This window comes from Marinomonas maritima (assembly GCF_024435075.2).
Classification (GTDB): Bacteria; Pseudomonadota; Gammaproteobacteria; order Pseudomonadales; family Marinomonadaceae; genus Marinomonas; species Marinomonas maritima.
The window spans coordinates 223580-248681 of record NZ_JAMZEG020000003.1 but is presented as its reverse complement, the minus strand read 5'-3'; the positions used below and the strand labels follow the sequence as shown (position 1 = coordinate 248681).

Sequence of the window (25102 nt, the reverse complement as noted above, 5' to 3'; positions counted from 1 at the left end):
GTTAATTGATCGTTACTTGAACTCGAAAAATAGCGCCTTCAATCAAAAAATTCGAGTAATTCTCGGAATATAGGCAACTTCTCTCTCCTAGAGGTGCCTTTTCAGCCGGGTGATTTATCACCCGGCTTTTTTTTGCCTGAATGATGGGGTTTTAGTCCGTTATTGATTGTTTTTTAGTGTGTAGGAAATGTTTTAAGGCTTATGTCATGGGTGGTTGTAAATGAAAAAATTGTTTTTCAGACCTACTTTGAGATCAGCTTTTCACAATTGATATTGCTTTAAGTAGCGTGTTTTCCGGTGATAGGTGACTTTATTTAAGGCGATTTTTTTAATGAACCTGATTTTATATTTTGGGATCGAGTATGTCTTTTAAGCATGGGAGTTCAGTGTGAATCTCCGAAAGCCTATTTTCGATTGGTGCATATAGAAGCGCAAATTTTGGGGCAACGCATGATGACGGAGGGCGGTGATTGAATAGTCACGAGAGAATATTCTTAGGGTTATTGCGGTCGTTCGCCTCGGTTAAGTGCTGTGTCGCATGGCGTTCACTGGTCTTTTTTAAGTGGTGTATGTCGACGCGCATTTTTTACGTTAGTACTCGACGACGGAGGGCGGTGATTGAATAGTCACGAGAAAATATTCTTAGGGTTATTGCGGCCGTTCGCCTCGGTTAGGCACCGTGTCGCATGGCGTTCACTGGTCTTTTTTGAGCGGTGTATGTCGACGCGCATTTTTTGGGTCAACGCATGATGGTGGAGGGCGGTGATTGAATAGTCACGAGAAAATATTCTTAGGGTTATTGCGGCCGCTCGCCTCGGTTAAGTGTCGTGTCGCATGGTGTTCACTGGTCTTTTTTGGGTGGTGTATGTCGACGCGCATTTTTTACGTTAGTACTCGACGACGGAGGGTGGTGATTGAATAGCAATATGAAAATATTCTTAGGGTTATTGCGGCCGTTCTTCTCGGTTAAGCGCCGTGTCGCATGGTGTTCACTGGTCTTTTTTAAGCGGTGTATGTCGACGCGCATTTTTTTGGCTCGGCGCAGGATAACGGAGGGCGGTGATTGAATAGTCACGAGAAAATATTCTTAGGGTTATTGCGACCACTCGCCTCGGTTAAGTGTCGTGTCGCATGGTGTTCACTGGTCTTTTTTGAGTGGTGTATGTCGACGCGCATTTTTTGGGTCAATGCATGATGACGGAGGGCGGTGATTGAATAGTCACGAGAAAATATTCTTAGGGTTATTGCGACCACTCGCCTCGGTTAAGTGTCGTGTCGCATGATGTTCACTGGTCTTTTTTGAGTAGTGTATGTCGACGCGCATTTTTTACGTTAGCACTCGACAACGGAGGGCGGTGATTGAATAGTCACGAGAAAATATTTTTAGGGTTATTGCGACCACTCGCCCCGGTTAAGTGTCGTGTCGCATGGTGTTCACTGGCCTTTTTTGAGTGGTGTGTATTAGCGCGAATTGTTTGTGCCAGCACTTAATGGCGAAAAATATATTGGCTTTTACGTTCTTTTTTAAATGCTGCTTTGTAGCGGCATCTAAAGGCATTAAGTGATCGTTTTTCGCTTTTTTAAAGGCGGTTTTTTGCCGCTTGGTTTTATGCATAGTGCTTTCGTTGGTTGTTTGGGCTATGGCTCGTATCAATTTGACGTATTGGATAAGGGTTTGAGCATAATTGCGTGTTTTTTTATTTTTAGAAAAAAAATCACACAATATTTTCAGAAGATAATTATTTTAAAGTTCTTTTAAAACAATTATTTAGGCAGTAATTTGCCGTTAGATGGGAAGTTTTTTTCCTTATTGCGGAAAAAACTTTCCGGAATTAACTAAAGGTTTTCAAAATCTTGTCGAAAACCTTATACGATCTGCTTTTTTGCAGGATTTTATGAAATCCAGGAGGCTATAATGGCTTTATACGTAAATACAAATACTTCATCTATCAATGCCCAGCGTCAGCTGATGAATTCAAGTAAAACCTTGGATACGTCTTATCAGCGTCTATCTTCTGGTTTGCGTATTAACAGTGCGGCGGATGATGCGGCTGGCTTGCAGGTTTCTAACCGATTAACATCTCAGGTTAATGGTTTGAATCAGGCGGTTCGTAACGCCAATGATGGTATCTCTGTGGCTCAAACTGCAGAAGGCGCATTGGATGAAACGACAAACATGCTTCAACGTATGCGTACGTTGTCTATTCAATCAGCAAACGGATCGAACTCTGATTCTGATCGTAAAGCACTTCAGCAAGAAATAGGTGCTTTATCCACAGAGATTGATCGTATAGCTTCGGATACTACTTTTGGTGGTCGTGCTCTACTTGATGGAACATATAGTGGTGTTTATCAGGTTGGTGCTGATGCAAACCAGACCATCAGCTTTGACTTGAGTAAAGGTGAGAAACAGGATTACGCTGGTAATGGTGGTTTCACTATGGCAGGTCTGTCTTCTGATGCGTCATATCAAAAAGAACTAGAAGCTTATGAAGCACAGAAAGCGGATAGCAAAGCTCAAGAAAAAGCACGAGTTGAAGCGAATGGCGATACTTATGTAGACCCAGAAATTCAAGCTAAAGCGGATGCGGAAGAGCGTGGCGAAGTTTATGTTGACCCAAATGCTCCTAAGCAACCAGACCGTAGTAAAAGCTTTGGTGATACATCTCAAGGTTTTGGTACACCATCGGTTACGACAATGGCGAATGCACAGAGCATGATCAATATCGTAGATAGTATGATCGAAGCGGTTGGCTCAAAGCGTGCAGAGTTGGGTGCGGTCCAAAACCGTTTGGGTTCAAGTATCAGTAACTTGAGTAATATTTCTGAAAACGTATCGGCTGCACGTTCTCGTGTACGTGATGCAGATTTTGCGGAAGAAACTGCGAAGCTAACAAGCTCTCAAATTCTTCAACAGGCAAGCTCATCAATCTTGGCTCAAGCAAATCAACGTCCACAAACAGCGTTGTCTCTTTTGGGCTAAAATTAGTGGTAGCGAAAAGCTGGAGCAGTGTTCCAGCTTTTGTCTCACTTAGAGGACTAATGATATGTCAATTAATTCAAGTGATTATACGAAACAGTCTCTTGGGGGTATTACAGTCAGACAAGATCAACGTGCGGATGAACATTTTAAAACATTGCGTCAAGCAAGTGTTAAAGCTATACAAAACTCAGCCGATAGTAATAAAACAGGCAGTAATAGTAATAACCAAGGTTTTTCACGTTCTCCTAATGTCGAACCTCAAGATATTGACATTGCTAATAAGAAAATGTCTCAATTAAATGTTCATTTGAGATTTGAAATGACTGAGGATAGAAGTAAAAATATTGTAAAAGTTATGGATCAGACAACAGGTGATGTCGTACGTCAAATGCCGACAGAAGAATTTCTTAAAATGTCTGAAAGAATCGATGCTATTATGAGCCAACTTAGCGATATTAAGGGGACACTAGTAAATAGTGAAGTTTAATTTATCGTCAATATTGATGCGTTAGTTTTAGGGAGTTGTTATGGCAATTGGCTCATTAGGTGCTGGATCTGGCTTAGATCTTGAGTCTCTAGTAAGTGACATGGTCAGTGCCAGAAGGGACACAAAAGTTAAGTTATATGAAAATAAACTGGCTGGATACGAAGCAGAGCTCTCTGCTCTCGGTTCGGTAGGCTTAGCCATAGACAATTTTAAAACATTTGTTACCACTCTCAATGATGATAATCTTTTTTCTGGGCGTAATGCCGTAATACAACAAAAAGAAGGTGAAGAGTCTCTTTCTATTACCCCTGATAAAACCGCTTCCACCGATGCCTATTCAATTCAAGTAAACCAGTTAGCAAAAGGCAGCCGCTTAGTTTCTGATATCACGTTATTTTCTTCTAGAGATGAAATTGTCACTTCCTCTGGTGGAGAATTAACGTTAACGGCTGGTGATGATGAGCTTGTACTTGATGTAAAGCCAGACACTACATTGTCTAAGCTTCGTGAGCAGATAAATTCAGCAGGTAAAGATTTTGGAGTATCAGCCAATTTAGTTGATGATGGTGATGGTCATATGTTCTTTACCATCACATCAACGAAAACGGGCGTAGGTAATACCTTAAGTATAGACAGCAGTAATCTTACATTAGACAGTGCTGCTCTTGGTGGTTTCTTCCCAGGTCTAAGTGTTCCTTTGGGCGGTGAGGCTCAAGATGCCATTATTACTGTTGATGGGATTCGAGTACGAAATGATAGTAATGAGTTTGATAAAGCAGTTGAAGGGCTAACAGTCAATGCGCTAAATGTGTCTAAAGAGCCCATTAAAGTAGACATTAGTTATAATAAAGAAACCGTTGAAAATACGATTCAAGGCTTTGTCGGCTCCTATAATGAACTCATCTCAGTCTTTAAGCAGAATACTGCGAAAGGTTCCGTCCTAAATGGCAATAGTATGATTCGTAACCTAAGTTCATCGTTAGCCAGCGACTTAATGTCTAATCACTCGAGCGAAGGTAGCCCATTCACCTCTATTTTTGATGTTGGCGTAGAGTTTTTAGAGGATGGGACACTAAGCTATGATAGTGAAAAATTTAATAGCGCTGTTGAGGAAGACTTCGATGGTGTAGCCTCTTTATTTATAGGTAAAAATGGTCTGGCAACATCGCTTGATGGACTGCTCGACACTTATGCCGGCCCTAGAGGAATGAACAGTACACTTAAAGACTCGGTTACCAAATCTATCGGTAGCACAGAGGAGTCACTTTCAGATTATGAGGCGCGTATGGAAAAATATGAGGCCTCTTTACGCAGTAAGTTTACGAATTTAGATACTCAGCTTGCAAATATGAATGCTCAAGGTAGTTATCTGAATTCAATGCTAAATCAATTATAGTGTCATGTTGTATTGTATTCGAAAATTTAGTGAGGTTGTTTTATGTACGCGAAAAAAGGGATTCAGGCTTATAAAAAGGACTCTATAAAATCCGATTTAGCCTCGGCCGATCCTCATCGTGTTATCCAGCTTCTGATGCATGGAGCCATAGAACGGTTAGCGCTAGGCAAAGGCTGTATTGAACGAGGGGATTGGGGCGGGAAAGGCGAAGCCTTCACTCGAGCAATAGAGATTATAAATGCATTAAGAGATGCATTAGATCGTGATGTCAATCCTGAGTTAGTGGATAATTTAGATGGGTTATACGATTACATGATCGTTCGTATTAATGAAGCGAGTGTGTCTAAAGACTGTGCTGTTATTGATCAAGTAATCGGTTTACTTTTGCAAATCAAAGGCGCCTGGGATCAAATATCCGAAGCATCTAAGCAAGAAGCATACAATAGTGAAAGTCAAGCGCGAGCTGGGGCCATTAATGCTTGATCTGTCCCAGTTGGCTAAGTTAACTGAAGAATTAGAGAAGGCTGTATTAGTTAAAGATTTTGATGAAATACAGCGGTTATGTTTAGAGCATAATGACTTTATTTTTTCGCTTAAACCTGAAAAAAAAAATTCCGTAAATAATCAGAAATTAAAAACTTTTATTGAAATTCATCATTCGGCTATTCAGCTAGTTCAAGACACTCATCGAATCATGCAAAGTCAGTTATTTCAATCTATAAAAGCTCGAAAGAGCGTCAGTAAGTATAAAGGCGTGAAGCATGCAAAATAAAGCCAGTGGCCCCAATCTTGAGCATGCGGAAGCCTTTCTTGCTTCTTTTAAAAAAGGTGCTGAAAGGTTAAAAGATAACGATCAAGATCTTACTGATCGATATATAAAAAACATGACTGTTTTTTCTCAGTTCATGCCTCATATCTATGAAGAGCTAAAAGACTACCGACCCAAAAAACGCTTTATTTACATGGAAGAGTCGGGGGAATTGAATCTTTTTAGAGAGGATATTGGTTATCCTCTGTTTTCAGAAAATCCTAAGTCTCAGGCGCAAGATAAAATAGAGTATGTGCTTTCTCACCCTACAAAAACTTTTCTCAATTTAGAGCGCTCTCTTAACAACGAAAGTCGTCATGTCTTTTACAGTAATAAAATATTAGATGAAATTGAGGTACAGTCTGAAGGCCTTGAAAAACAAGTCGAGTGGCCTCAATTTGTCGGGGCAGCCATTGTATTTGGTATTGAGCTTGGGTATCAACTTGAGTTGCTCTTAAGCAAAAGAGACATAAAACACCTTTATTTATACGAAAGTGACTTAGATCTTTTTCATTACTCTTTGTATTCAATAGATTGGCAAAATATTTTAGAAACCTGCAACAGAGATGGCCGTACGATCCATTTTTTTCTAGGCGTTCAGCCTGAAGAGTTTACCGACACTTATCTTTTACAGTTGCAAGAAAACGGTTACTTTTTAGCCCCAGAAACCTATCTTTTCATGGGCTATAACAGTCCTGAAAATGATAAGGCGTTTGATTATTTTAAAAAGCATTATGTGCGTCAAGTAATGGGATGGGGCTTTTTTGATGATGCTCTAATAGGCATTGCTCAGGGGCTCAGGTCGCTTCCAACAACAAAAGTGGCACACTTTCAAGGGAGGGATGTACTGCCGAAATGGGTCACAGATATTCCCGTTTTTATTTTGGGTAATGGCCCTTCTCTTGATCAAGGAATTGAATTGATTAAAGAGGTTCGAGATCAAGTTCTATTGATTTCTTGTGGGTCCACTATCAACACGTTAAGTAAGTTAGGCGTGACTCCAGATATTCATGTGGATATCGAAAGGATGAAGCAAACGGTAGATAAATTTTCGTTTTTAGATAAAGCGTACTTAAATGGAATTTGGGGGCTAACGGTTAACGTTATGCATCCGGATTTTTTTGATTATTTTGGACGCTCAGGAATGGGAATGAAGCCGGGGGAAGCGATTACTTCACTCATTCTTTCCCATGCACGTGCAAAAGGTGATGAGAAAAATTATGTACAACTAAATTACTGTAATCCCATTGTCGCCAATTTAGCCTTATCCTATGTGCATCTATTTGGTTTTAATAGCGTGTATTACCTTGGGGTGGACAATGGCTTTAAAGACAAAAATAGCCATCATTCTGTCCATAGTGGCTATTATAAAGATGGTAAAGAGTCGGGTTTTCAATCGTTCCAAGACGCTAAATTAGTCGAGAGAGAAGGCAATTTTGGCGGTACTATTTATGCTACTGGCATTATGGACACGTCTAGAGTACAGCTTGAGTCACTAACACGTTCACTCAATAAACGTCGTAATTTTGATAGCTTCAACTTGTCTGATGGCGCAAAAATAGAAGGCGTCACACCGCTTTTAATGGATGATGTATTGATCACAGACCCAAAAATAGACCATCAAAGGGCGATCGATTTATTGGAAGGTGCCTTTTTTACTGACCCGCCAGCGGCGGTATTAGACCAAACGCCTGATACCCTTATTTCTGTTGATGACTTTCGTAAGATCAGTAAAGCACTACAAGAAGGTTGGGACGAGAGTATAAAAACACGAGAAGATGTGTGTAATTTGCTTTGGACCTACCATCGAGAAATTTATTTCTTGAGAGGGAGTGTCTATCGTCATATCCATGATCTACTTATAGGTTCTTTTACGTATTCTGCCTTTTTAATTGTACAGTTTTTATTTAACCATAAAGACGAAGCGGAAACCGTGTCTCGTTCTTATCATTTATTTACGCCTTGGTGCGAATTTCTTGAGGAAATGCCGAGCATGCTCCAGCAAGCGTCGGAGTATGTAGACCAAGGTAATGACCACTTAATTACTTTTTATAATGGTTAATTATGTTCGAACAAACGCCTTTTATTATTGCTGAATTATCGGGCAACCATGATCAAGATTTTGAACTCGCGAAAGCAATGGTTCATGCGGCCGCTGACGCCGGTGTTGATGCGATAAAGCTACAAACTTACACACCAGACACCATGACGTTGGATATTCGTCATGGTGAATTTATGGTGTCTGAAAGTGACAGCTTATGGTGCGGTTCAAATCTTTATGATTTGTACGCGAAGGCTTCCACACCATGGGAATGGCATAAGCCGCTATTTGAGCTGGCTGAGTCTTTAGGACTGGTGGCGTTTAGTTCGCCTTTTGACCTTAGTGCCGTGGCATTCTTAGAGACGCTTAATGTGCCTTTATACAAAATTGCCTCGTTCGAGATGACGGATATTCCGTTAATTCAAGCGGTTGCGCGAACAGGTAAACCAATCATTATGTCGACTGGGATGGCGACAAAGGATGAAATAGATGACGCAGTGGCAACCATTCGAGCCATTGGTGATAATCCTTTAACCCTGCTCAAATGTACCAGTACGTATCCTGCAAAAATAGAAGATACAAACCTAGTTACGATGGCAGATTTAGCCAAACACACAGGTTGCCAAGTAGGTTTGTCTGATCACACTCAAGGTCTGGGGGCTGCGGTTGCCGCAACGGCATTGGGCGCAACGGTGATTGAAAAACATTTTGTTTTGGACCGCCGTGCAGGTGGCGTGGATGCGGCATTTTCTATGGAACCTGAGGAAATGAAAGTGCTGGTAGCAGCTTGTCGTGCTGCTAAAGCAGCACTTGGAACCGTCACTTACGGTGGTTCGGATGCAGAGCAAGCGGCGAAAAAATACCGTCGCTCTATTTACGTGGCGACAGATTTACCAGCGGGCACTGTTTTGTCCGAAACGCACCTTAAAATTATTCGTCCATCACTTGGTCTGGCGCCAAAGCATTGGCCAGATGTACTTGGAAAAACACTCCTAGTAGATGTGCAAAAAGGTCAGCCTCTTGCTTGGGATATGATGACTTGAAAGCGCTGGCGCGAGCGGATGCGTCTGTCGACATTGGCATGGGGCACCGAATTCGTTGCCAAGCCTTGATTCATGCTTTTCAGGCGTTAGGCTGGCAGTGTCAGTTTGTTGTCCAGCGCCGTTATGATGCATTTTCCTCCCCAGAAGATACGATTGTTGAGACAGAGCCCGAGTTTTGGCAGTTGGCTGAGCAAGTGGATCTAGTCATACTCGATCATTATGGCTATAGCGCCGATGACATAGCTACGCTTTATGAGCATCAGGCAAATCTTCTCGTTTTGGATGATATGAACGACAGAGGAGACTTTCCCGCTAAGTGGTTGCTAAACCCTTTGCATCAAACTTACTCTAAGAACGTTAAGTTCCCGCTTACGGGCAGTCAATACGCCTTGTTAAGACCCGCTTTTTTGCTGCAAAACAGTATACCTACCACACCACCTGAAAAGCTATTGATCACCTTAGGCGGAACCGATCCTCTCGCACTGACGTTACCGATTTTAAAAACATTATTAATGTCCGGCTTTCCGGCTAAATACATTCAAGTATTACTGGGTGCCAGCGCCAAAAAGGCAGACAGGGTGTTGTCTTTTTGTAAGGAAAATAATATTGATGTTGAGCAGGGGTTATTGGATGTAACGCCGCTTATGAAACAAGCCAAAATGGCCATTTCTGCGGCGGGCGGCACCTTGTTTGAACTTGCTTGTCTTGGCGTTCCGACGGTGTTTGCGCAAACTGCTGACAATCAAACTCGTTCTTTAGAGCAACATGTTCCACTTGGTTGGTGTCGTTCAATACGTTTTGATAATGTGTCAGAAGAGGTTCGTCACCAACGCATTGAGGAACTGGTCGAAGCGTTAAATAGTCGTTGGTTGGATCTTGAATGGCAAGAAAATGCTCGTAAAACGGCTCGAAATTTGGTGGATGGTGCAGGCGCAGAGCGCGTGGCTAAAACCGTCAGTGCGTACTTTTCTTGAAATGTTAGAGTGTTTGGCCAGACGTTAGTGTCATAATTTGCGTTAAACGCAGCCAATCTTCTTCGGTGTCTACATCTTGAATGCGATGCCTTGGTAACAACAAAGGCTTGGATTTGGGGCCAAAAATTTCCTCAGCAAACCAATTTCTAGCACTCGCCCAATAAAATTGTCCTGCGTCATGAATCGTCTCGACCAAATCCTGAGAGCGTTTGCTAATGTGTTCAGGAAACATTGGTGCAAGTTCACCGTTTTCTGTGATGTGCAAAGCGCGTTGTATGGGGAAATCAAATGTGGTGGCGGAAAAACAGAACGTCGCATTAGATAATTGCTCCAGACCATGATGAAGGTCTTCTTGAGTGAGCAAAGGGCAAGTGGCGTATATCAAACAGGCTTCGTCCGGTGCGTTACCTTCATCGATTAAAAACTGCAATGCGTGCTGCATCACCGGTGTTGTTCCTGTCATGTGGTCGGCTAGATTAGCCGGACGTAAAAAAGGCGTTGTAGCCCCACAATCCCGAGCAATTTGAGCAATCTCAGCATCATCCGTCGATACAATCACCTCATCGAATAACCCCGAAGAAAGCGCAGTTTCAATGGAATACGCAATCAAAGGTTTGCCGTTTAATAAGCGAATATTCTTTCTTGGAATACGTTGAGAACCGCCACGAGCAGGAATGACGGCAACACGATAAGGTTTGTCTGATGTCATGTGTTGTGTCATGCCTCAATGCCGTTATCTTTAAGTGCTTGACGGAGAACGTCAGCGACTCGATTTTGCTGCTCTTTCGTCAACCCCACAAATAACGGCAAGCTTAGGGTGCGTTGGTAATAGTCTTCAGCAATCGGGAAATCGCCATCTTTAAATCCTAACGCTTGATAATAAGGCTGAGTATGCACCGGAATATAGTGAATTTGTGTGCCGATATTAGCTTCACGTAATGCATCAAAAATGGCTTTTCGTGATGCCTTATGATGTTTTGGCAGTAGTATCGGGAAAAGATGCAGAGAGGAATTCCTCCCATCCTTCTGAAACGGCAAGGTAATAGGAAGGTCTTTTAGAAGATCCTGGTATCGTGCGAATTGCTGATGGCGCTCAGTTATGAAATCGTCTAATCGCGATAGCTGCGATAAACCCAATGCAGCCTGTAATTCTGTCATGCGATAGTTGAAGCCCAGTGTATGCTGTTCGTAATACCAATCGCCTGGCATTTGGGTTAACTCATCAGGTGATTTTGTTATGCCTTGCTGAGAGTGTGTTTTCATGTGTTTAGCCAGTTGTTCATCGTTGGTGATCGCCATGCCACCTTCGGCAGAGGTGATAATTTTCACTGGATGAAAACTAAAAATACAAATGTCACTGAATTTTCCGTTACCAACGTAAGCGCCTTGGTATTTCGCGCCGATTGCGTGGGAAGCGTCTTCGATGATGCGAAAGCCATATTCTTTGGATAACGTATGAATAGCTTCCATGTCGCAGGACTGCCCCGCGAAATGCACCGGAATAACCACGTTCGGCAGTGTGTTATTTTGCTTTGCTTTATAAAGTCGTTCGGCTAGTTTTTCTGGGCACATATTGTAGGTTCGTAGATCTATATCGACAAAATCTACGCTGGCGCCGCAATAACGTGCGCAGTTGGCGGAAGCTATAAAAGTATTGGGCGACGTCCAAACTCTGTCGCTTTCTTTAACACCCAAAGTCAAACATGCAAGATGTAACGCAGAGGTCGCGCTGTTGGCAGCCACGCCATAATTTGCTCCTACTTTATCAGCAATGGCTTGTTCGAATTCGCTGACACAAGGGCCTTGGGTTAGAAAGTCAGAACGAAGCGATTTAGTGACCGCGGCGATGTCGTCTTCGCTAATGGATTGGCGGCCGTAGGGGATAAAATCAGTATGTTTCATCGAAGGTTAAAATCTCTTCAGTACTTAAAAAGTGAGGGTTGCTGCCAGATTGATACTCATAACCTGCTTTAACCAATTCGCCTATTTCACCTAAACGGCTGTGACCAAAATCCATATCGTCTTGATAAAATTTGATGCTTGGTGAGATAACATAGTGATTTTCAAATTCATAAGTATGGAAAGAATCATCAGAAGGGCACATTACTTCGTGAAGCTTTTCACCCGGACGAATGCCAACGTCTTTGGTTGGAAGGTGTGGCGCGTAAGCAGCGGCCAAATCCATAATTCGTACCGAAGGGATTTTTGGAATAAAGATTTCACCGCCGTGCATGCGTTGGAAGTTCTTGAGAACGAAATTAACGCCCATTGGTAAAGTGATCCAAAAGCGTGTCATGTCTGGATGGGTAATTGGAATAGACTCGGCACCATCAGCGACCAATTTTTGAAAAAATGGTACAACAGAGCCACGAGAGCCCACCACATTGCCATAGCGCACCACGGAGAATCGTGTACGGCCTTGGCCAACCATATTGTTGGCAGCAACAAAGAGTTTATCGGAAGCGAGTTTTGTTGCTCCGTATAAGTTAATTGGAGCCGCCGCTTTGTCTGTTGATAATGCGATGACTTTTTCTACATTATTGGCTATTGCGGCCGCAATCACATTTTCAGCCCCATGGATGTTGGTTTTAATGCATTCCATCGGATTGTATTCTGCCGCAGGCACTTGTTTTAGTGCGGCGGCATGGATCACAAAATCTACATCGCGCATGGCTTGTGTCAGGCGATCTTTATCACGTACATCGCCAATGAAGTAGCGCATGCATTGAGCATCAAAGTCTTGTTGCATTTCATACTGTTTGAGCTCATCACGAGAGTAAATTATGAGTCGTTTAGGTTGGTAATTGGCTAATAGAGTTTTTACATACTGACGTCCAAAAGAACCTGTACCGCCAGTAATAAGAATGCTTTTGTTGTTAAACATGTATTAATACCAAACCAAATAATAAAAGTAGAGTAAGCCCTGTGAGCATCGTTGTTGTATAAACAGTCTTCTTATTATATCGACAACTTTAGGTGAAACATTAATGAAATCAAGGATCTCTTCCTACAGGATTTGATTTATGTTGTCGTTCGAGCAACGCACTCGTCGATGTGATCGTTAACCATTCCCGTTGCCTGCATAAACGCATAACACGTCGTGGCCCCAAGGAACTTAAACCCTCGTTTCTTTAAATCTTTTGCAAAACGTGTAGACAGCTCCGTCGCAGCGGGTACTTCGGTCAGATTATTGACCTGGTTATCAATGACTTTATGGTCACTGAATGCCCAGAAGTAATCACTGAAAGAACCGAATTCGTCGACGATTTTTAGAAAGGTATTGGCATTGTTAATAGTTGCTTCTATTTTTGCTCGGTGCCGAACAATGCGTGTGTCTAGAAGTAATCGTTCCACATCCGATTCCGTCATATTGGCGACTTTGATCGGGTCAAAATCGTAAAAAAGTGTTCGATAACCTTCTCGTTTACGTAAAATGGTAATCCAGCTTAGACCCGCCTGAGCGCTTTCGAGTACAATACACTCAAAGAGCTTTTGATCGTCATAAATCGGGATTCCCCATTCAGTATCATGATAATGAATGTATTCGGGAGATCCTAAACACCAAGCACAACGTATATTTTCCATTAATAACACTCCGAGGACTGTGATGCTTGCCAATATATTTCTTGTTTGGCTTTTATAAACCTATCATATCAGACATAGGCCAACATAATGGTCTGCTTAGGATGAGTTAGTATGAAGTTTAAACCAACGTACAGTCAAAAAGATGTTGAAGTGTTAGAAGACGAATGCCTTTACAAAGGTTTTTTTGAAATGCGTAAACTGACCTTACGGCATAAAAAATTTAACGGGGAATGGAGCCACCCAATGACCCGCGAAATGATGGTGCGCAATGATGCGGTGTGCGTGTTGTTGTTTGATCCTGTTGCTGACAAGGTTTTGCTGATTGAACAGTTTCGTCCTACGGTCATGAGAAGTGACTCGCCATGGCTGCTTGAACTGGTTGCTGGAATGGTGGAAGAAGGTGAAAGTGATGAAGAGGTCGCCCGCCGAGAATCCTTCGAAGAAGCCGGAGTCACGGTCAAACGTCTTGAATACATGTTTAAGTTCGTACCTTCACCGGGTGGGTTGGTGGAATATTTACGGATGTACGCTGGCGAGTTTGATTCAAGTCTGGTAGATATTGATAAAATACATGGCTTAGACGACGAAAATGAAGACATTAAATTGCATTTGATAACGTCTGATGAGGCCATCGGCTTGCTAAAGCATGACGTAGAAAACGCCAGTACTATAATGGGGTTGCAGTGGTTTGCTTTAAATAAAAATAATCTTGTCGCGCGCTGGTGTGCTTAAACGCATCAATCTCACTGACTAAGATCATGAACACTTTTTCGTTTGGTTTAATCTATACTGGCGCAATATGAGCTATCAATAAGAGGCGCGTGAAGTGCGCTCTCGTTGTTGTTTTAAAGTAAGAATTTCAGAAGGAAACACCTGACAAGAATGACGAACGTTATGAAAAAAAATCCCAGAGAATATGTGCCAGATTTGGTGAGTTTACAGATGCTCGGTGAGTTGAATTATCGACGACTTGGAAAACTGATGCGTGGCCAAGAAGAGATGGAGTCTTGGCACTTTTCCGTTCATAGCATGGGAGATCAAGAAAGCCGTTTAAGATTAACCTTGGGCAAAGAAAGTCGTTTTACATCCGAGATCGCTTTAGAATTCGGTCCTGAAATTCAAAAAAAATTATTATTCAAAACGACTTTATCGATGACAGTGCGTTTGTACCATGACGTCAGTATTGCTGAAATCACGGACGGCCATCGCCAATACCAAGGGACTTATCCTTATCCCAATGACGCCATGTTGCACCGGGATGAAAAGTTCCGCTTAAATCAGCAATTGGCAGATCTGTTAGAGCTTTGTCTTAAACATGGACACCGACTCGATAACACCGTGTCTTTTCAGTTTGCTTAACGTGTGATGTGTGTGGCGTTTGTTTTTTAGAAAAATAAATAGATAGATAAGCGAGAACGTCCATGGCGGCTTTATTGTACATTCACGGTTTTAATAGCTCTGAGCTCTCCCACAAAGCAACGTTGTTGTGTGATGCCGCAAAACGATTTGGAGTGCCTGGTGCGATACTTTCGCCACGCTTGTCTTGGCAGCCAGCGCACGCCATTAAACAGCTAGAAACAATCATTGAAGCAAATCAGCAACAAGGGCTGACCTTAATAGGCAGTTCGCTGGGTGGTTTTTATGCCGCCTATCTTGCTGAAAAATACCGCCTAAAAGCCATCTTGGTAAACCCAGCAGTACAAGCACCCACACTCCTAAAGGACTATCTAGGCTCCCAAACCAACCCTTACACCAATGAAGTGTATGAATTAACTCAAGTGCATATGTTGGAATTAGAGCAATTGGTGGTCACTGAGCCTACCGCTGATTTGTATTGGTTGATGCTGCAAGAAGGCGATGAGGTTCTAGACTACCAAGAAGCGCTTAAGGCGTTTCCTAAAACCGCACGACTGACGCATGAAAAAAATGGCGATCACAGCTTTATAGAGTTTGACCGATTTTCTAAAGAAATCCTTCATTTTGCTAAAATATTAACCGAGTAACCTCCTGCTTTTGTTGGACTATTTCACACGATGCAAAACCAGTGATAGACTCTAGCCAATCTAATTTACACTCGCACGCACTGTAGTGCTTTGACACTATGATGCACGATCAATTTGGAAGTAAAAACACGCATGTCTGCAAAAGAATATAACGCCGGATCGATAGAAGTTCTTAGTGGCTTAGAACCCGTTCAAAAACGCCCAGGAATGTACACAGATACGTCACGACCTAACCACCTGGGGCAAGAAGTAGTTGATAACTCGGTCGATGAGGCGTTGGCTGGCCATGCGGATCGTATAGAAGTTATCTTATACAAAGATGGTTCATTGAGCGTGGAAGATAATGGTCGAGGCATGCCCGTCGATATTCATCCAGAAGAGGGAATATCAGGCGTTGAATTGATTTTGACTAAGCTGCATGCTGGTGGTAAATTTTCTGGTGACAACTACCAGTTCTCTGGTGGACTGCATGGAGTGGGGGTCTCTGTTGTGAACGCCTTGTCGACGTCGTTGGAAGTGTGGGTAAGACGTAATGGCATTCAATATCACATCGGATTTGAAAACGGCTTTAAAACATCAGAGCTAAAAGAAATTGGCACCGTTGGTAAGAAAAACACCGGTACTAAGGTGAAATTTACCGCGGATACCAAATATTTTGATACCCCTAAAATATCCACTTCTCGTCTTAAGCATTTATTAAAAGCCAAAGCCGTGTTGTGTTCTGGCCTTCATGTTGTCTTTATTGACCAAAGTGGCAGTGAAGAGGTTCGTGACGAATGGTTCTATCAGGACGGTCTAAAAGATTATCTGGCGCTGGCTAATGAAGGCTTTGTTTTACTTCCCGAAGCACCGTTTATTGGTGGTTCGACCGAAAAAACACAAGGTGTTGATTGGGCTGTACAGTGGTTGCCAGAAGGCGGTGAGTTGGTGACAGAAAGTTATGTCAACTTGATCCCAACGGCACAAGGTGGCACACATGTAAATGGGCTACGAACGGGCTTGCTAGAAGCCATTCGAGAATTTTGTGATTTCCACAGTTTGTTGCCCCGTGGTGTTAAACTCACGGCAGAAGATGTGTGGGATCGTTGTAGTTATGTATTGTCCGCTAAAATCCAAGAACCTCAATTTTCAGGGCAAACTAAAGAGCGTTTATCGTCTCGCCAAATTGTGGCGTTTATTTCCGCTACAGTAAAAGATGCCTTTAGCCTTTGGCTAAATAAGCACGTCGAAGACGGTAAAAAAATTGCCGACATTGTGATTAACAGTGCGCAAAAACGTCTGAAAGACAGCAAAAAAGTCGTGCGTAAAAGAATCACTCAAGGCCCAGCATTACCGGGTAAATTAGCCGATTGTTCTGGGCAAGACACTTCCCGAAGCGAACTGTTTCTCGTGGAGGGGGATTCTGCTGGTGGTTCTGCAAAACAAGCTCGTGAAAAAGATTTTCAAGCCATTTTGCCGCTACGAGGCAAAATATTAAACACATGGGAAGTGGATTCCAACCAAGTTCTTGGCTCCCAAGAAATTCACGACATGTCCGTTGCGATTGGTGTCGATCCCGGCGAAGACGATTTAAGTGGTCTTCGTTACGGGAAAATTTGCATTCTGGCCGATGCTGACTCGGATGGCTTACACATTGCCACGTTGATTTGCGCCTTATTTGTTAAGCACTTCCCCGCCTTGGTTAACAATGGACATGTCTTTGTTGCCATGCCACCTTTGTATCGAATCGACATTGGCAAAGAAGTGTATTATGCCCTAGACGACGAAGAAAAAGACATCACTCTGCATAAGATCGCCGCCGAGAATAAACGTGGTACACCGAATGTACAGCGTTTCAAAGGCTTGGGTGAAATGAACCCCTCTCAGCTGCGTGAAACGACGATGGCGCCAGATACGCGTCGATTGATCCAATTAACAATGGAAGACAAGCCGGATACTGACGAGCTTCTAGACAAACTGTTGTCGAAAAAGCGTGCAGGAGATCGTAAAAGTTGGCTAGAAACCTATGGTAACTTGGCGATAGTAGATTAAAAACGAATCAACTTTTATCAAGGCAAGCTAAAATATCTGTATAGCTCAATAAAATGGAAATGAATGAATGTCTGAAGAAAAAGACGACGATATCATCAGTGAAGAAGTTCTTTACGAAAAGATTGATCACTATTTGCTCACGTTCGGAACCGACCGATCGTTGCTTTGTGTGTCCGAATTAGATGGTTTTTTAACCGCGCTTGGATGCTCTATTAAAGAATTAGAGCCTGATCTTTGGTTAAATGCGATATGGGGCGCAGATGAAGATCAGCCTGTGTGGGAAAACACAGAACAAGAAGACGAGTTTTTAAGCCTTGTTTTGATCATGTACATGGAAACCATGAACAGTTTGTTGTTCGGTGACTTTTACCCTGTTTACTTAGAGCAGGAAGTCGATGGTGAATACACCATATTGGTTGAAGAATGGTGTGTTGGTTTTGTCCGTGGTGCAAAATTAATCGGTATGGGGTTGGACGGCGACAGAGAGTTTTTTGATGAAGTGCTTGCTCCTGTACGTCTATTTGGTACGGAGGCCGGGTGGAGCAAAATTGAAGGTATGGTTGAGGCGGAAGTCACATTTTGGCGAGAAACGCTGGAGCCCTCTGTGTTGCGATTGGTTCAGCATTATCACCCTGAAATGCAAACTGGTATCAAAGGCTCAGAAACGCGAGTGCTTCATTAATAAAGCTAACTTATTGTTTTTTTAAAGAATAATACTTTTTCGTGAATTTTTAATACAAAGCATAGACGAAAAAAAACCGTGACCTGATATCAGGTCACGGTTTTTTAATGCTAACAGCCTTTTAAACTCTATTAACCAACGACTTTTTTGATACTTTCACAAAGGTAGTCAATATTGTTATCACTGACGCCAGCAATGCTCATGCGGCCAGTATCGGCAATGTAAATGGCGTATTCACTGCGTAGCTTACGAACTTGCTCCAGTGTTAATCCAGAATAAGAGAACATGCCTCGTTGATCTTGGATGAAACTGAAGTCTTTACTAACACCACTAGCCGCTAATTTTGCCACTAACTTAGCGCGTAAGTCATTGATACGATCTCGCATTGCCGTTACTTCTAATTCCCATTCGGCTTTTAACGCTGGGTCACTCATGATGGTGTAAACCACCGCGGCACCGTGCGCGGGTGGCATAGAGTAGTTAGCACGAATGGCTTGACCGATAATAGAAAACGCAGCGTTTGCTTCAGGCGCTGAAGCGGCGATCACGCTTAAGCCACCACAACGCTCACGGTAAATACCAAAGTTCTTCGAGAAGGAATTCGCGATTAACATATCTTGAACGTTAGCCGCCATGTGGCGCAAACCAGCAAGATCTTCGTCCAAACCATCACCAAAACCTTGGTAGGCCGCGTCAACTAAAGGTAAAAGACCACGCTTATTTACGAAATCGGTAATGATTTCCCAATGGTTAAATTGTAAATCAATGCCTGTTGGGTTGTGGCAACAAGCGTGTAACAGTAATACATCACCTGCTTGTGCTTCAGCTTCAAGGGTCGCCATCATGTCATCAAAACGCAGGCCATTGGTCGCTGGATCGTAATAAGGGTAAGCTTTTACCTCTACACCGGCAGAGTTAAAAATAGACTGATGATTGCCCCATGTTGGATCACTTACCCAAAGGCGAGCATCTTTCAAGTTTGCACTGATAAAATCTGCCGCAACTTTTAATGCGCCAGTACCACCTGGTGTTTGAGTAGAACGAATACGCCCAGAATTAATAAGCGGGTTGCCTTCACCGAGGATCAAATCTTTGATAATACCTTCGAACTCTGTCGCACCATAAATTCCCAAATAGCTTTTGGAGTCTTCTTGTTCAAGCAAAATAGCTTCCGCTTTTTTCACACTGTTTAAAATAGGCGTGTGACCATTATCGTCTTTATAGACGCCCACACCCAAATCAATCTTCTTTGGGTTTGAATCTTGTTTATGGGCCATAATAAGGGCTAAAAGAGGGTCGCCAGAAACGGCTTTAAGATGCTTAAACATGATAAATACAGGGTCCTTGTTGTGCATCACAGTGACATCACTGTGAAAAGAGTCGGCGCTTGAATAGCGTCTTTATTTTGCCTTTTTTATAGCGAAATACAATGCAAGCGTGAGTGAAAATCTCTTTATGCTGTAAAGAAAAAAAGACACCTTGGCTTTTTTTGACGAAGAGTAGGTAAAGAATAGTAATTTTTATTCATATTCAGCGTTGGATGCTTGGCTAAATAAGCCAATATCAGTTCATTTAAACGTCTGATAGTGAACCGCTGTCGAATATAACGCCAACAACCATTGGGGTGCTGAAGTAAAGAATAGCTGGATACAAAAAATTGACATGTGGTAGCTTAGTTGTCGTAAATTATTAAGCTAGATTTGTGTGAAACGTCAAGGAGTAGACAGTATGGAAATTATTCAACGTTATTGGATGCTCGAACTCATTGCCTTTTGGGAGGGACAGATTAATACCAAACCCTTAATGAATGCCTTGGGTTTGACGCGTCAGAGTGTGAGTCATCTATTAAAACAATATCAGGCCGATTTCCCAAACTCATTAGATTATGACGCAACACGAAAAGCCTACCAAATAACAGATCATTTCAAACCTCATTATATTGATCAAACCGTCGATGAATATTTTTCTTGGCTGCATTTCGGCAATATCCCGACTTTCCCTGAAGAGCCCGCTCAACGTACACAGTATCGTATCGACCCATTACCCAGATACGTTTCACCGCAAGTGATGCGTCCCTTGCTCAAAGCAATCAAATCAAAAACTGCCGTCGATTGTGAGTATTTATCGGTCGCTAGCAGCAACCCGCAAGGGCGACTACTTTATCCACACTCTTTCGTCAAAGCCGCTAATCGTTGGCATGTTCGTGCTTACTGCGCTTTGCGAGATGAATACCTCGACTTTGTATTAAGCCGTTTTCATCATGTGGAATACGACGGCGACGTTACGAAAAACACGGTGGATCAGGACGAGCTTTGGAATACTCAAATCACCTTAATCCTCGCGCCAGACACCCGCCTGACCGACAAGCAAAAAAGCGTACTTGAAAACGACTACGGCATGGAAAACGGTCAACTTCACATTATCATCAGAGCCGCTCTTGTTAAGTACACGCTTGATGATCTACAGATAAAAACCAAAATGCTTGAAGCCAACCCACAGGCCCAGCAACTGGTGTGTGTTAACTATGCCGACATAAAACAATGGCTTTATGACTGATTGAATCGTGAAAAACATGATTTCACTCAAGACCTGTCAAATGACTTTACCTGTGTAAAACAACAGCATTGTGAGGTAAGAAAAAGCAAGGCACAGTGGAAGCAAGCCGAATAAATCAGAGCAAAATAGATAAAAGCGAGAAGGGACAGACAATGGAACAGTTCTCACCGTCGGATATGAAAACCATATTGCACTCCAAGCGCGCCAATATGTATTACCTCGAATATTGTCGTATTTTGGTAAAGGATGGCCGAGTGGAATATGTCACAGATGAAGGGAAGCAATCTCTTTATTGGAATATTCCAATTGCCAACACAACGTGTCTATTGCTAGGAAATGGTACATCCATAACTCAAGCCGCTGTTCGAGAGTTAGCAAAATCCGGTGTATTAATCGGCTTTTGTGGCGGAGGTGGTGCGCCATTATTTTCGACCAATGAAGTTGATTTTGATGTGTCTTTTTTCAGTCCACAAAGTGAATATCGCCCCGTTGAATATCTGCAATCTTGGGTATCGTTTTGGTTTGATGAAGGCAAACGCTTAGAAGCTGCCAAGCAAATTCAAACCCTACGGATTGAATACACAAGACAGCAATGGATTAATAATTCAGCACTAAAAGATGCTGGCATTGTCATTAGCGTGGCAGATCTAAATAAAGCCTTAGATAGCTTCGAACAAGCGGTTGCGAAAGTATCCCATACTCAAGAGCTCATGCTAGCCGAAGCAAGGCTAACCAAAACCCTCTATAAAATTATTTGTGCTGTCACAGGCTATAACGACTTCAAGCGTGTGAAGCAGGGTGCGGGTGTGGATCTTGCCAATCGCTTTTTAGACCATGGTAACTATCTCGCCTATGGCTTAGGCGCTACGGCCACTTGGGTGTTAGGTTTGCCTCATGGGTTGTCTGTGCTCCATGGCAAAACCCGTCGTGGTGGCTTAGTGTTTGATGCAGCGGATTTGATAAAAGATGGCATCATTCTCCCACAAGCGTTTATTAGCGCCATGAATGGCGACAGCGAACAAGAATTTCGCCAAGCTTGTATCACTAACATTCGTCGGTGTGAATCCCTCGATTATATGATCGACAGTCTCAAGCAAATCAGTGAAACGCTTGGGGTAAAGAAATGAACATCCTTCTCGTCTCCCAATGCTCTAAAAAAGCCTTAAAAGAAACCCGCCGAGTCATTGATCAGTTTGCTGAACGAACAGGTGATCGAACATGGCAAACCGCCATAACGGAACAAGGCCTAGTAACGTTACGTAAATTACTCAAAAAAACGGCGCGTCGAAATACGTCTGTGGCCTGTCATTGGATTCGAGGGCGTAACCGAACGGAGTTGAAATGGTTAGTGGGTAATCCGCGTCGTTTCAATGAATGGGGAAGTGTGCCGACGAACGTAACAGGACGAGATATATTGCGTTCTGGCGATGAAAACACATGGCAAACAGCAGAAGACATTCGAGTTCTTGCGGGTATTGCGGCGCTGTTTCATGACTTTGGCAAAGCCAATAAAGCTTTTCAAGACAAGTTAAAAGCTGCTTCTTCAGGTATAAAGAAAAAAACCTACGAACCTTATCGTCATGAATGGGTGTCGGTGCGATTGTTTGAAGCCTTTGTGATATATGCGATTGAAGGTGTGGATAAAAGCAAACAGGATGCCACATGGTTACAGTTATTGAGTGACTTGCCCGACGATATTGAAAGCAAGGTCATGCCGTCTCTTAAAAGAGATGGTATAGATAAAGTTTCTTCTCCTTTTAAACATTTGCCGCCTGTCGCCAAAGCTGTCGCATGGTTAATCCTCTCTCATCATAAATTGCCAGAGCCTTTAGATAGCAACACCGATTATGTGAATTCTCCAGAGACTATCATTGATAATGGTTATGTCGAAGCTGGTTGGAACTCTCCGCAATGCGATAATAAAGAGTGGAATTCATCTGAAATCGAGGCGGTTTGGTTTTTTGAAAAGGGCTCGCCATTTTGCAGCAAAGTCTGGCGTGAGCGGATGAGTCGTATCGCATCGCAAGGTTCTAAACGTACACAGCTGCTCACGCAAGATTGGCTGAATCAGCCCTTTTCCTTGCATCTTGCTCGGCTAAGTTTAATGTTGGGCGATCACTATTATTCCTCACAAAAGTCCATTGGCCCTAAGAATCCATGGCATGACAACAAGGGCTATAAAAATGTCTACGCCAATACATGGCGCGAACGTGGTAGCCGAGACAATGGAAAGTACAATCAAACCTTAGATGAACATTTGATTGGGGTGTACCGCCATAGCCATCAAATAGTGCGCTCTTTGTCCTCGTTAAAAGAATCGCTGCCCGTTATCACTCGACATCCCGAATTGAAAAAACGTACGTTAGACAGCCGTTTCGCTTGGCAAAATAAAGCCTACGAATTAGCCGTCAGCGTTCGAGATAAAGCAAGACAGCATGGTTTTTTTGGCGTTAATGTCGCTTCCACTGGTAAAGGCAAAACCTTTGCCAATGCGCGTATTATGTATGGCCTTGCCGATGACAGAAAAGGGTGCCGATTCAGTGTGGCGCTGGGGCTTCGTACGCTAACCCTACAAACCGGTGATGCCTTTAAAGAGTTATTGCGACTCGACGATGAAGATTTAGCGGTTCTCATTGGCTCTAAAGCGGTGAAAGATTTGCATGAACAAGCGAAAACTAAGCAAGTTTTAGAAGATGAAAGCCAGCAAGAAGCCTTGTTGGGTTCAGAATCCGCCAATGATTTCAGCGACCAAGACAGCTACGTCAGTTACGAAGGCATGCTAGGCGATGGGCCGTTATCGCGTTGGTTAGAAAACTCCCCCAAAAATAACAAATTGGTGAATGCGCCAGTATTGGTGAGCACCATCGATCACCTGATGCCATCGACCGAAGGCAGCAGAGGCGGTAAGCAAATAGCCCCCATGCTGCGCTTGCTAACCTCCGATTTGGTATTGGACGAACCGGATGACTTTGGTTTGGAAGATTTGCCCGCCTTGTGTCGATTGGTGAATTGGGCAGGCATGTTGGGTTCGAATGTACTGCTTTCTTCTGCCACCCTACCACCCGATTTGATCAACGCCTTGTTTGATGCTTACCTTGCTGGTCGCAAACACTACGAAGCGGCTGTAAATGTGAACCCCAGTCAAACGCCGAATATTGTCTGTGCTTGGTTTGATGAATTTCGCAGCGATTCCATTCAAGCCAGTGAGCAGGCTGTGTTTTCCGAGCAACATCAAAAACTCATGGCAACGCGTGCTGAAAAGCTTCTAGGGCAATCTATTAAGCGGCGTGCGCTGTTAGTGGATTGTGACGATCAGATTGATTGTGGCGATGAAGTGGGTGGCAAAACCGACGATTCAACAGTGATTAGAGCCGTGTCGAATCGCATGCACCAAAGCATCTTAGCGCTTCACTATGCTCATTATCATACGCATCCCAGTTTGCCCGCGAAAGCCAGTTTTGGCCTCGTGCGAATGGCCAACATCAATCCCTTGGTAGCGGTTGCTAAAGCCTTGATGAATACACCAAGCCCAGATGGAATTCAGGTTCATTATTGTGTTTACCACAGTCAATTTCTATTATTGCAGCGTTCCGCCATCGAAAACATGCTGGATACGATATTAAATAGAAAAGACCCAAACGCCATATGGGCACAGCCTAGCGTAAGTGCCGCGCTGAACGCACACCCTAAGGATCAGCATATTTTCGTTGTGCTTGGCAGTCCAGTAACCGAAGTGGGTCGAGATCATTCGTACGATTGGGCAGTCGTAGAGCCATCGTCGATTCGATCCTTGATCCAGCTGGCAGGGCGAGTGTTACGACATTCAGATGCTACTGTAGATACCGCGAATATTCATTTGCTCAATCAAAATGTTCGAGCCATGAAAAACGAAAAGGCGGCCTATACAAAGCCGGGTTTTGAAAGCCGTGCGTTATTGCTAGACAGCCATAAGCTAAACGATTTGTTAGAACCAAGTGAATACCAAACCATCAATGCTTTACCACGCATTCAAAAGCGAGATTCGTTAGCACCAACCAAGCGTTTTGTGGATTTAGAACATGCGGCGCTGCATTCTCAGCTGTGGGGAAAGGATAAAGAAAACGGTGAAGCCTTTGCCAGCTTATGGTGGAATAAGCCTTGTCATTGGACGAACCATCTACAGCGCAAACTACCATTTCGTCGCCATACGCCAGATGAATCCTATTGTTTTTATTTGGAAGAAGAATACGACGAGCCAAGCATGCACCGCTGGCACGACAACGGCGAATTAAAAGCCGACGACAAACAAAGCTTTCAGCGTGACCAAGTGCCTACTTTCGCCACAGGCGTGCATAACTGGGCGAAACAGTTTGATTATCAAAGTGCATTAATCGCATTAGCGGAGGAACTCAATATGGAGCTTGGTGAAGCGGCGATACAATTTGGCGCAATTCGGCTGCGGAAGAGTGGTGAGAATGATGTGTGGCAACAGAGTCAGGTGTTAGGTTTTTACAAATCTATTTAGCAAAAAGGA

21 protein-coding genes are annotated in these 25102 nt (G+C 43.1%); 16 read left to right on the top strand and 5 right to left on the bottom strand.

What is annotated here, in order from left to right; genetic code table 11:
- Nucleotides 1–1915: 1915 nt before the first annotated feature.
- The 8 genes from M3I01_RS13220 (at nucleotide 1916) to M3I01_RS13185 (ending at nucleotide 9732) form a co-directional block, all read left to right on the top strand.
- Complete coding sequence (locus tag M3I01_RS13220; RefSeq protein ID WP_255896353.1) at nucleotides 1916–2983, top strand: flagellin N-terminal helical domain-containing protein; 1068 nt, start codon at nucleotides 1916–1918, stop codon at nucleotides 2981–2983.
- A 64-nt stretch (nucleotides 2984–3047) separates the two neighbouring features.
- The gene (locus tag M3I01_RS13215; protein ID WP_255896352.1) at nucleotides 3048–3470 is read left to right on the top strand and encodes a flagellar protein FlaG; all 423 of its coding nucleotides are present in this window, start codon (nucleotides 3048–3050) and stop codon (nucleotides 3468–3470) included.
- A 40-nt stretch (nucleotides 3471–3510) separates the two neighbouring features.
- Nucleotides 3511–4866 (top strand): flagellar filament capping protein FliD, encoded by a 1356-nt coding sequence (gene fliD, locus M3I01_RS13210; RefSeq protein ID WP_255896351.1) that lies wholly within the window; start codon nucleotides 3511–3513, stop codon nucleotides 4864–4866.
- A gap of 42 nt (nucleotides 4867–4908) precedes the next feature.
- Nucleotides 4909–5349 (top strand): flagellar export chaperone FliS, encoded by a 441-nt coding sequence (gene fliS / locus M3I01_RS13205; RefSeq protein WP_255896350.1) that lies wholly within the window; start codon nucleotides 4909–4911, stop codon nucleotides 5347–5349.
- Nucleotides 5342–5638 (top strand): hypothetical protein, encoded by a 297-nt coding sequence (locus tag M3I01_RS13200; RefSeq protein ID WP_275565121.1) that lies wholly within the window; start codon nucleotides 5342–5344, stop codon nucleotides 5636–5638. The genes fliS and M3I01_RS13200 overlap by 8 nt, the downstream gene beginning before the upstream one ends.
- On the top strand, nucleotides 5628–7736 hold the full coding sequence (locus M3I01_RS13195; protein WP_275565120.1) for a motility associated factor glycosyltransferase family protein: 2109 nt from the start codon (nucleotides 5628–5630) through the stop codon (nucleotides 7734–7736). The genes M3I01_RS13200 and M3I01_RS13195 overlap by 11 nt, the downstream gene beginning before the upstream one ends.
- 2 nt (nucleotides 7737–7738) lie before the next feature.
- Complete coding sequence (gene pseI, locus M3I01_RS13190; protein WP_255896347.1) at nucleotides 7739–8758, top strand: pseudaminic acid synthase; 1020 nt, start codon at nucleotides 7739–7741, stop codon at nucleotides 8756–8758.
- A complete protein-coding gene (locus M3I01_RS13185; RefSeq protein ID WP_255896346.1) occupies nucleotides 8740–9732 on the top strand; it encodes a PseG/SpsG family protein in 993 nt (330 codons plus the stop codon). The genes pseI and M3I01_RS13185 overlap by 19 nt, the downstream gene beginning before the upstream one ends.
- 4 nt (nucleotides 9733–9736) lie before the next feature.
- Here M3I01_RS13185 and pseF read toward each other — a convergent pair whose 3' ends face one another.
- The 4 genes from pseF to M3I01_RS13165 all read right to left on the bottom strand — a co-directional run bounded on the left by pseF (nucleotide 9737) and on the right by M3I01_RS13165 (nucleotide 13317).
- The gene (gene pseF, locus M3I01_RS13180; protein WP_255896345.1) at nucleotides 9737–10453 is read right to left on the bottom strand and encodes a pseudaminic acid cytidylyltransferase; all 717 of its coding nucleotides are present in this window, start codon (nucleotides 10451–10453) and stop codon (nucleotides 9737–9739) included.
- A complete protein-coding gene (pseC, locus tag M3I01_RS13175) occupies nucleotides 10450–11634 on the bottom strand; it encodes a UDP-4-amino-4,6-dideoxy-N-acetyl-beta-L-altrosamine transaminase (RefSeq protein WP_275565119.1) in 1185 nt (394 codons plus the stop codon). The genes pseF and pseC overlap by 4 nt, the downstream gene beginning before the upstream one ends.
- Entirely contained in the window at nucleotides 11621–12616 is a 996-nt protein-coding gene (gene pseB / locus M3I01_RS13170) for a UDP-N-acetylglucosamine 4,6-dehydratase (inverting) (protein WP_255896343.1), read from the bottom strand. The genes pseC and pseB overlap by 14 nt, the downstream gene beginning before the upstream one ends.
- Before the next feature lie 137 nt (nucleotides 12617–12753).
- Nucleotides 12754–13317, bottom strand: a complete 564-nt coding sequence (locus M3I01_RS13165) for a DNA-3-methyladenine glycosylase I (protein ID WP_255896342.1) — start codon at nucleotides 13315–13317, stop codon at nucleotides 12754–12756.
- A 111-nt stretch (nucleotides 13318–13428) separates the two neighbouring features.
- Here M3I01_RS13165 and M3I01_RS13160 point away from each other — a divergent pair, with 111 nt between their 5' ends.
- From M3I01_RS13160 to M3I01_RS13140, 5 genes are all read left to right on the top strand, one after another.
- Entirely contained in the window at nucleotides 13429–14049 is a 621-nt protein-coding gene (locus tag M3I01_RS13160) for an NUDIX domain-containing protein (RefSeq protein WP_255896341.1), read from the top strand.
- Between the two features lie 162 nt (nucleotides 14050–14211).
- Complete coding sequence (locus M3I01_RS13155; protein WP_275565118.1) at nucleotides 14212–14676, top strand: DUF1249 domain-containing protein; 465 nt, start codon at nucleotides 14212–14214, stop codon at nucleotides 14674–14676.
- A 62-nt stretch (nucleotides 14677–14738) separates the two neighbouring features.
- A complete protein-coding gene (locus M3I01_RS13150) occupies nucleotides 14739–15320 on the top strand; it encodes a YqiA/YcfP family alpha/beta fold hydrolase (protein ID WP_255896338.1) in 582 nt (193 codons plus the stop codon).
- Between the two features lie 132 nt (nucleotides 15321–15452).
- Nucleotides 15453–17351, top strand: a complete 1899-nt coding sequence (parE, locus tag M3I01_RS13145) for a DNA topoisomerase IV subunit B (protein WP_255896337.1) — start codon at nucleotides 15453–15455, stop codon at nucleotides 17349–17351.
- Nucleotides 17352–17418: 67 nt separating this feature from the next.
- Entirely contained in the window at nucleotides 17419–18033 is a 615-nt protein-coding gene (locus M3I01_RS13140) for a UPF0149 family protein (protein WP_255896336.1), read from the top strand.
- 131 nt (nucleotides 18034–18164) lie between these two features.
- On the opposite strand, the gene M3I01_RS13135 is transcribed toward M3I01_RS13140, so the two are convergent.
- Nucleotides 18165–19361, bottom strand: coding sequence for an amino acid aminotransferase (locus tag M3I01_RS13135; protein WP_255896335.1), 1197 nt, complete (start codon nucleotides 19359–19361; stop codon nucleotides 18165–18167).
- 400 nt (nucleotides 19362–19761) lie between these two features.
- Here M3I01_RS13135 and M3I01_RS13130 point away from each other — a divergent pair, with 400 nt between their 5' ends.
- From M3I01_RS13130 to cas3f, 3 genes are all read left to right on the top strand, one after another.
- Nucleotides 19762–20589 carry a WYL domain-containing protein gene (locus M3I01_RS13130; protein WP_255896334.1) on the top strand — a complete coding sequence of 276 codons (828 nt, stop codon included), beginning with the start codon at nucleotides 19762–19764 and terminating at the stop codon, nucleotides 20587–20589.
- Between the two features lie 152 nt (nucleotides 20590–20741).
- The gene (cas1f, locus tag M3I01_RS13125; protein WP_255896333.1) at nucleotides 20742–21716 is read left to right on the top strand and encodes a type I-F CRISPR-associated endonuclease Cas1f; all 975 of its coding nucleotides are present in this window, start codon (nucleotides 20742–20744) and stop codon (nucleotides 21714–21716) included.
- On the top strand, nucleotides 21713–25093 hold the full coding sequence (cas3f, locus tag M3I01_RS13120; RefSeq protein WP_255896332.1) for a type I-F CRISPR-associated helicase Cas3f: 3381 nt from the start codon (nucleotides 21713–21715) through the stop codon (nucleotides 25091–25093). The genes cas1f and cas3f overlap by 4 nt, the downstream gene beginning before the upstream one ends.
- The last annotated feature ends 9 nt before the right edge of the window (nucleotides 25094–25102 follow it).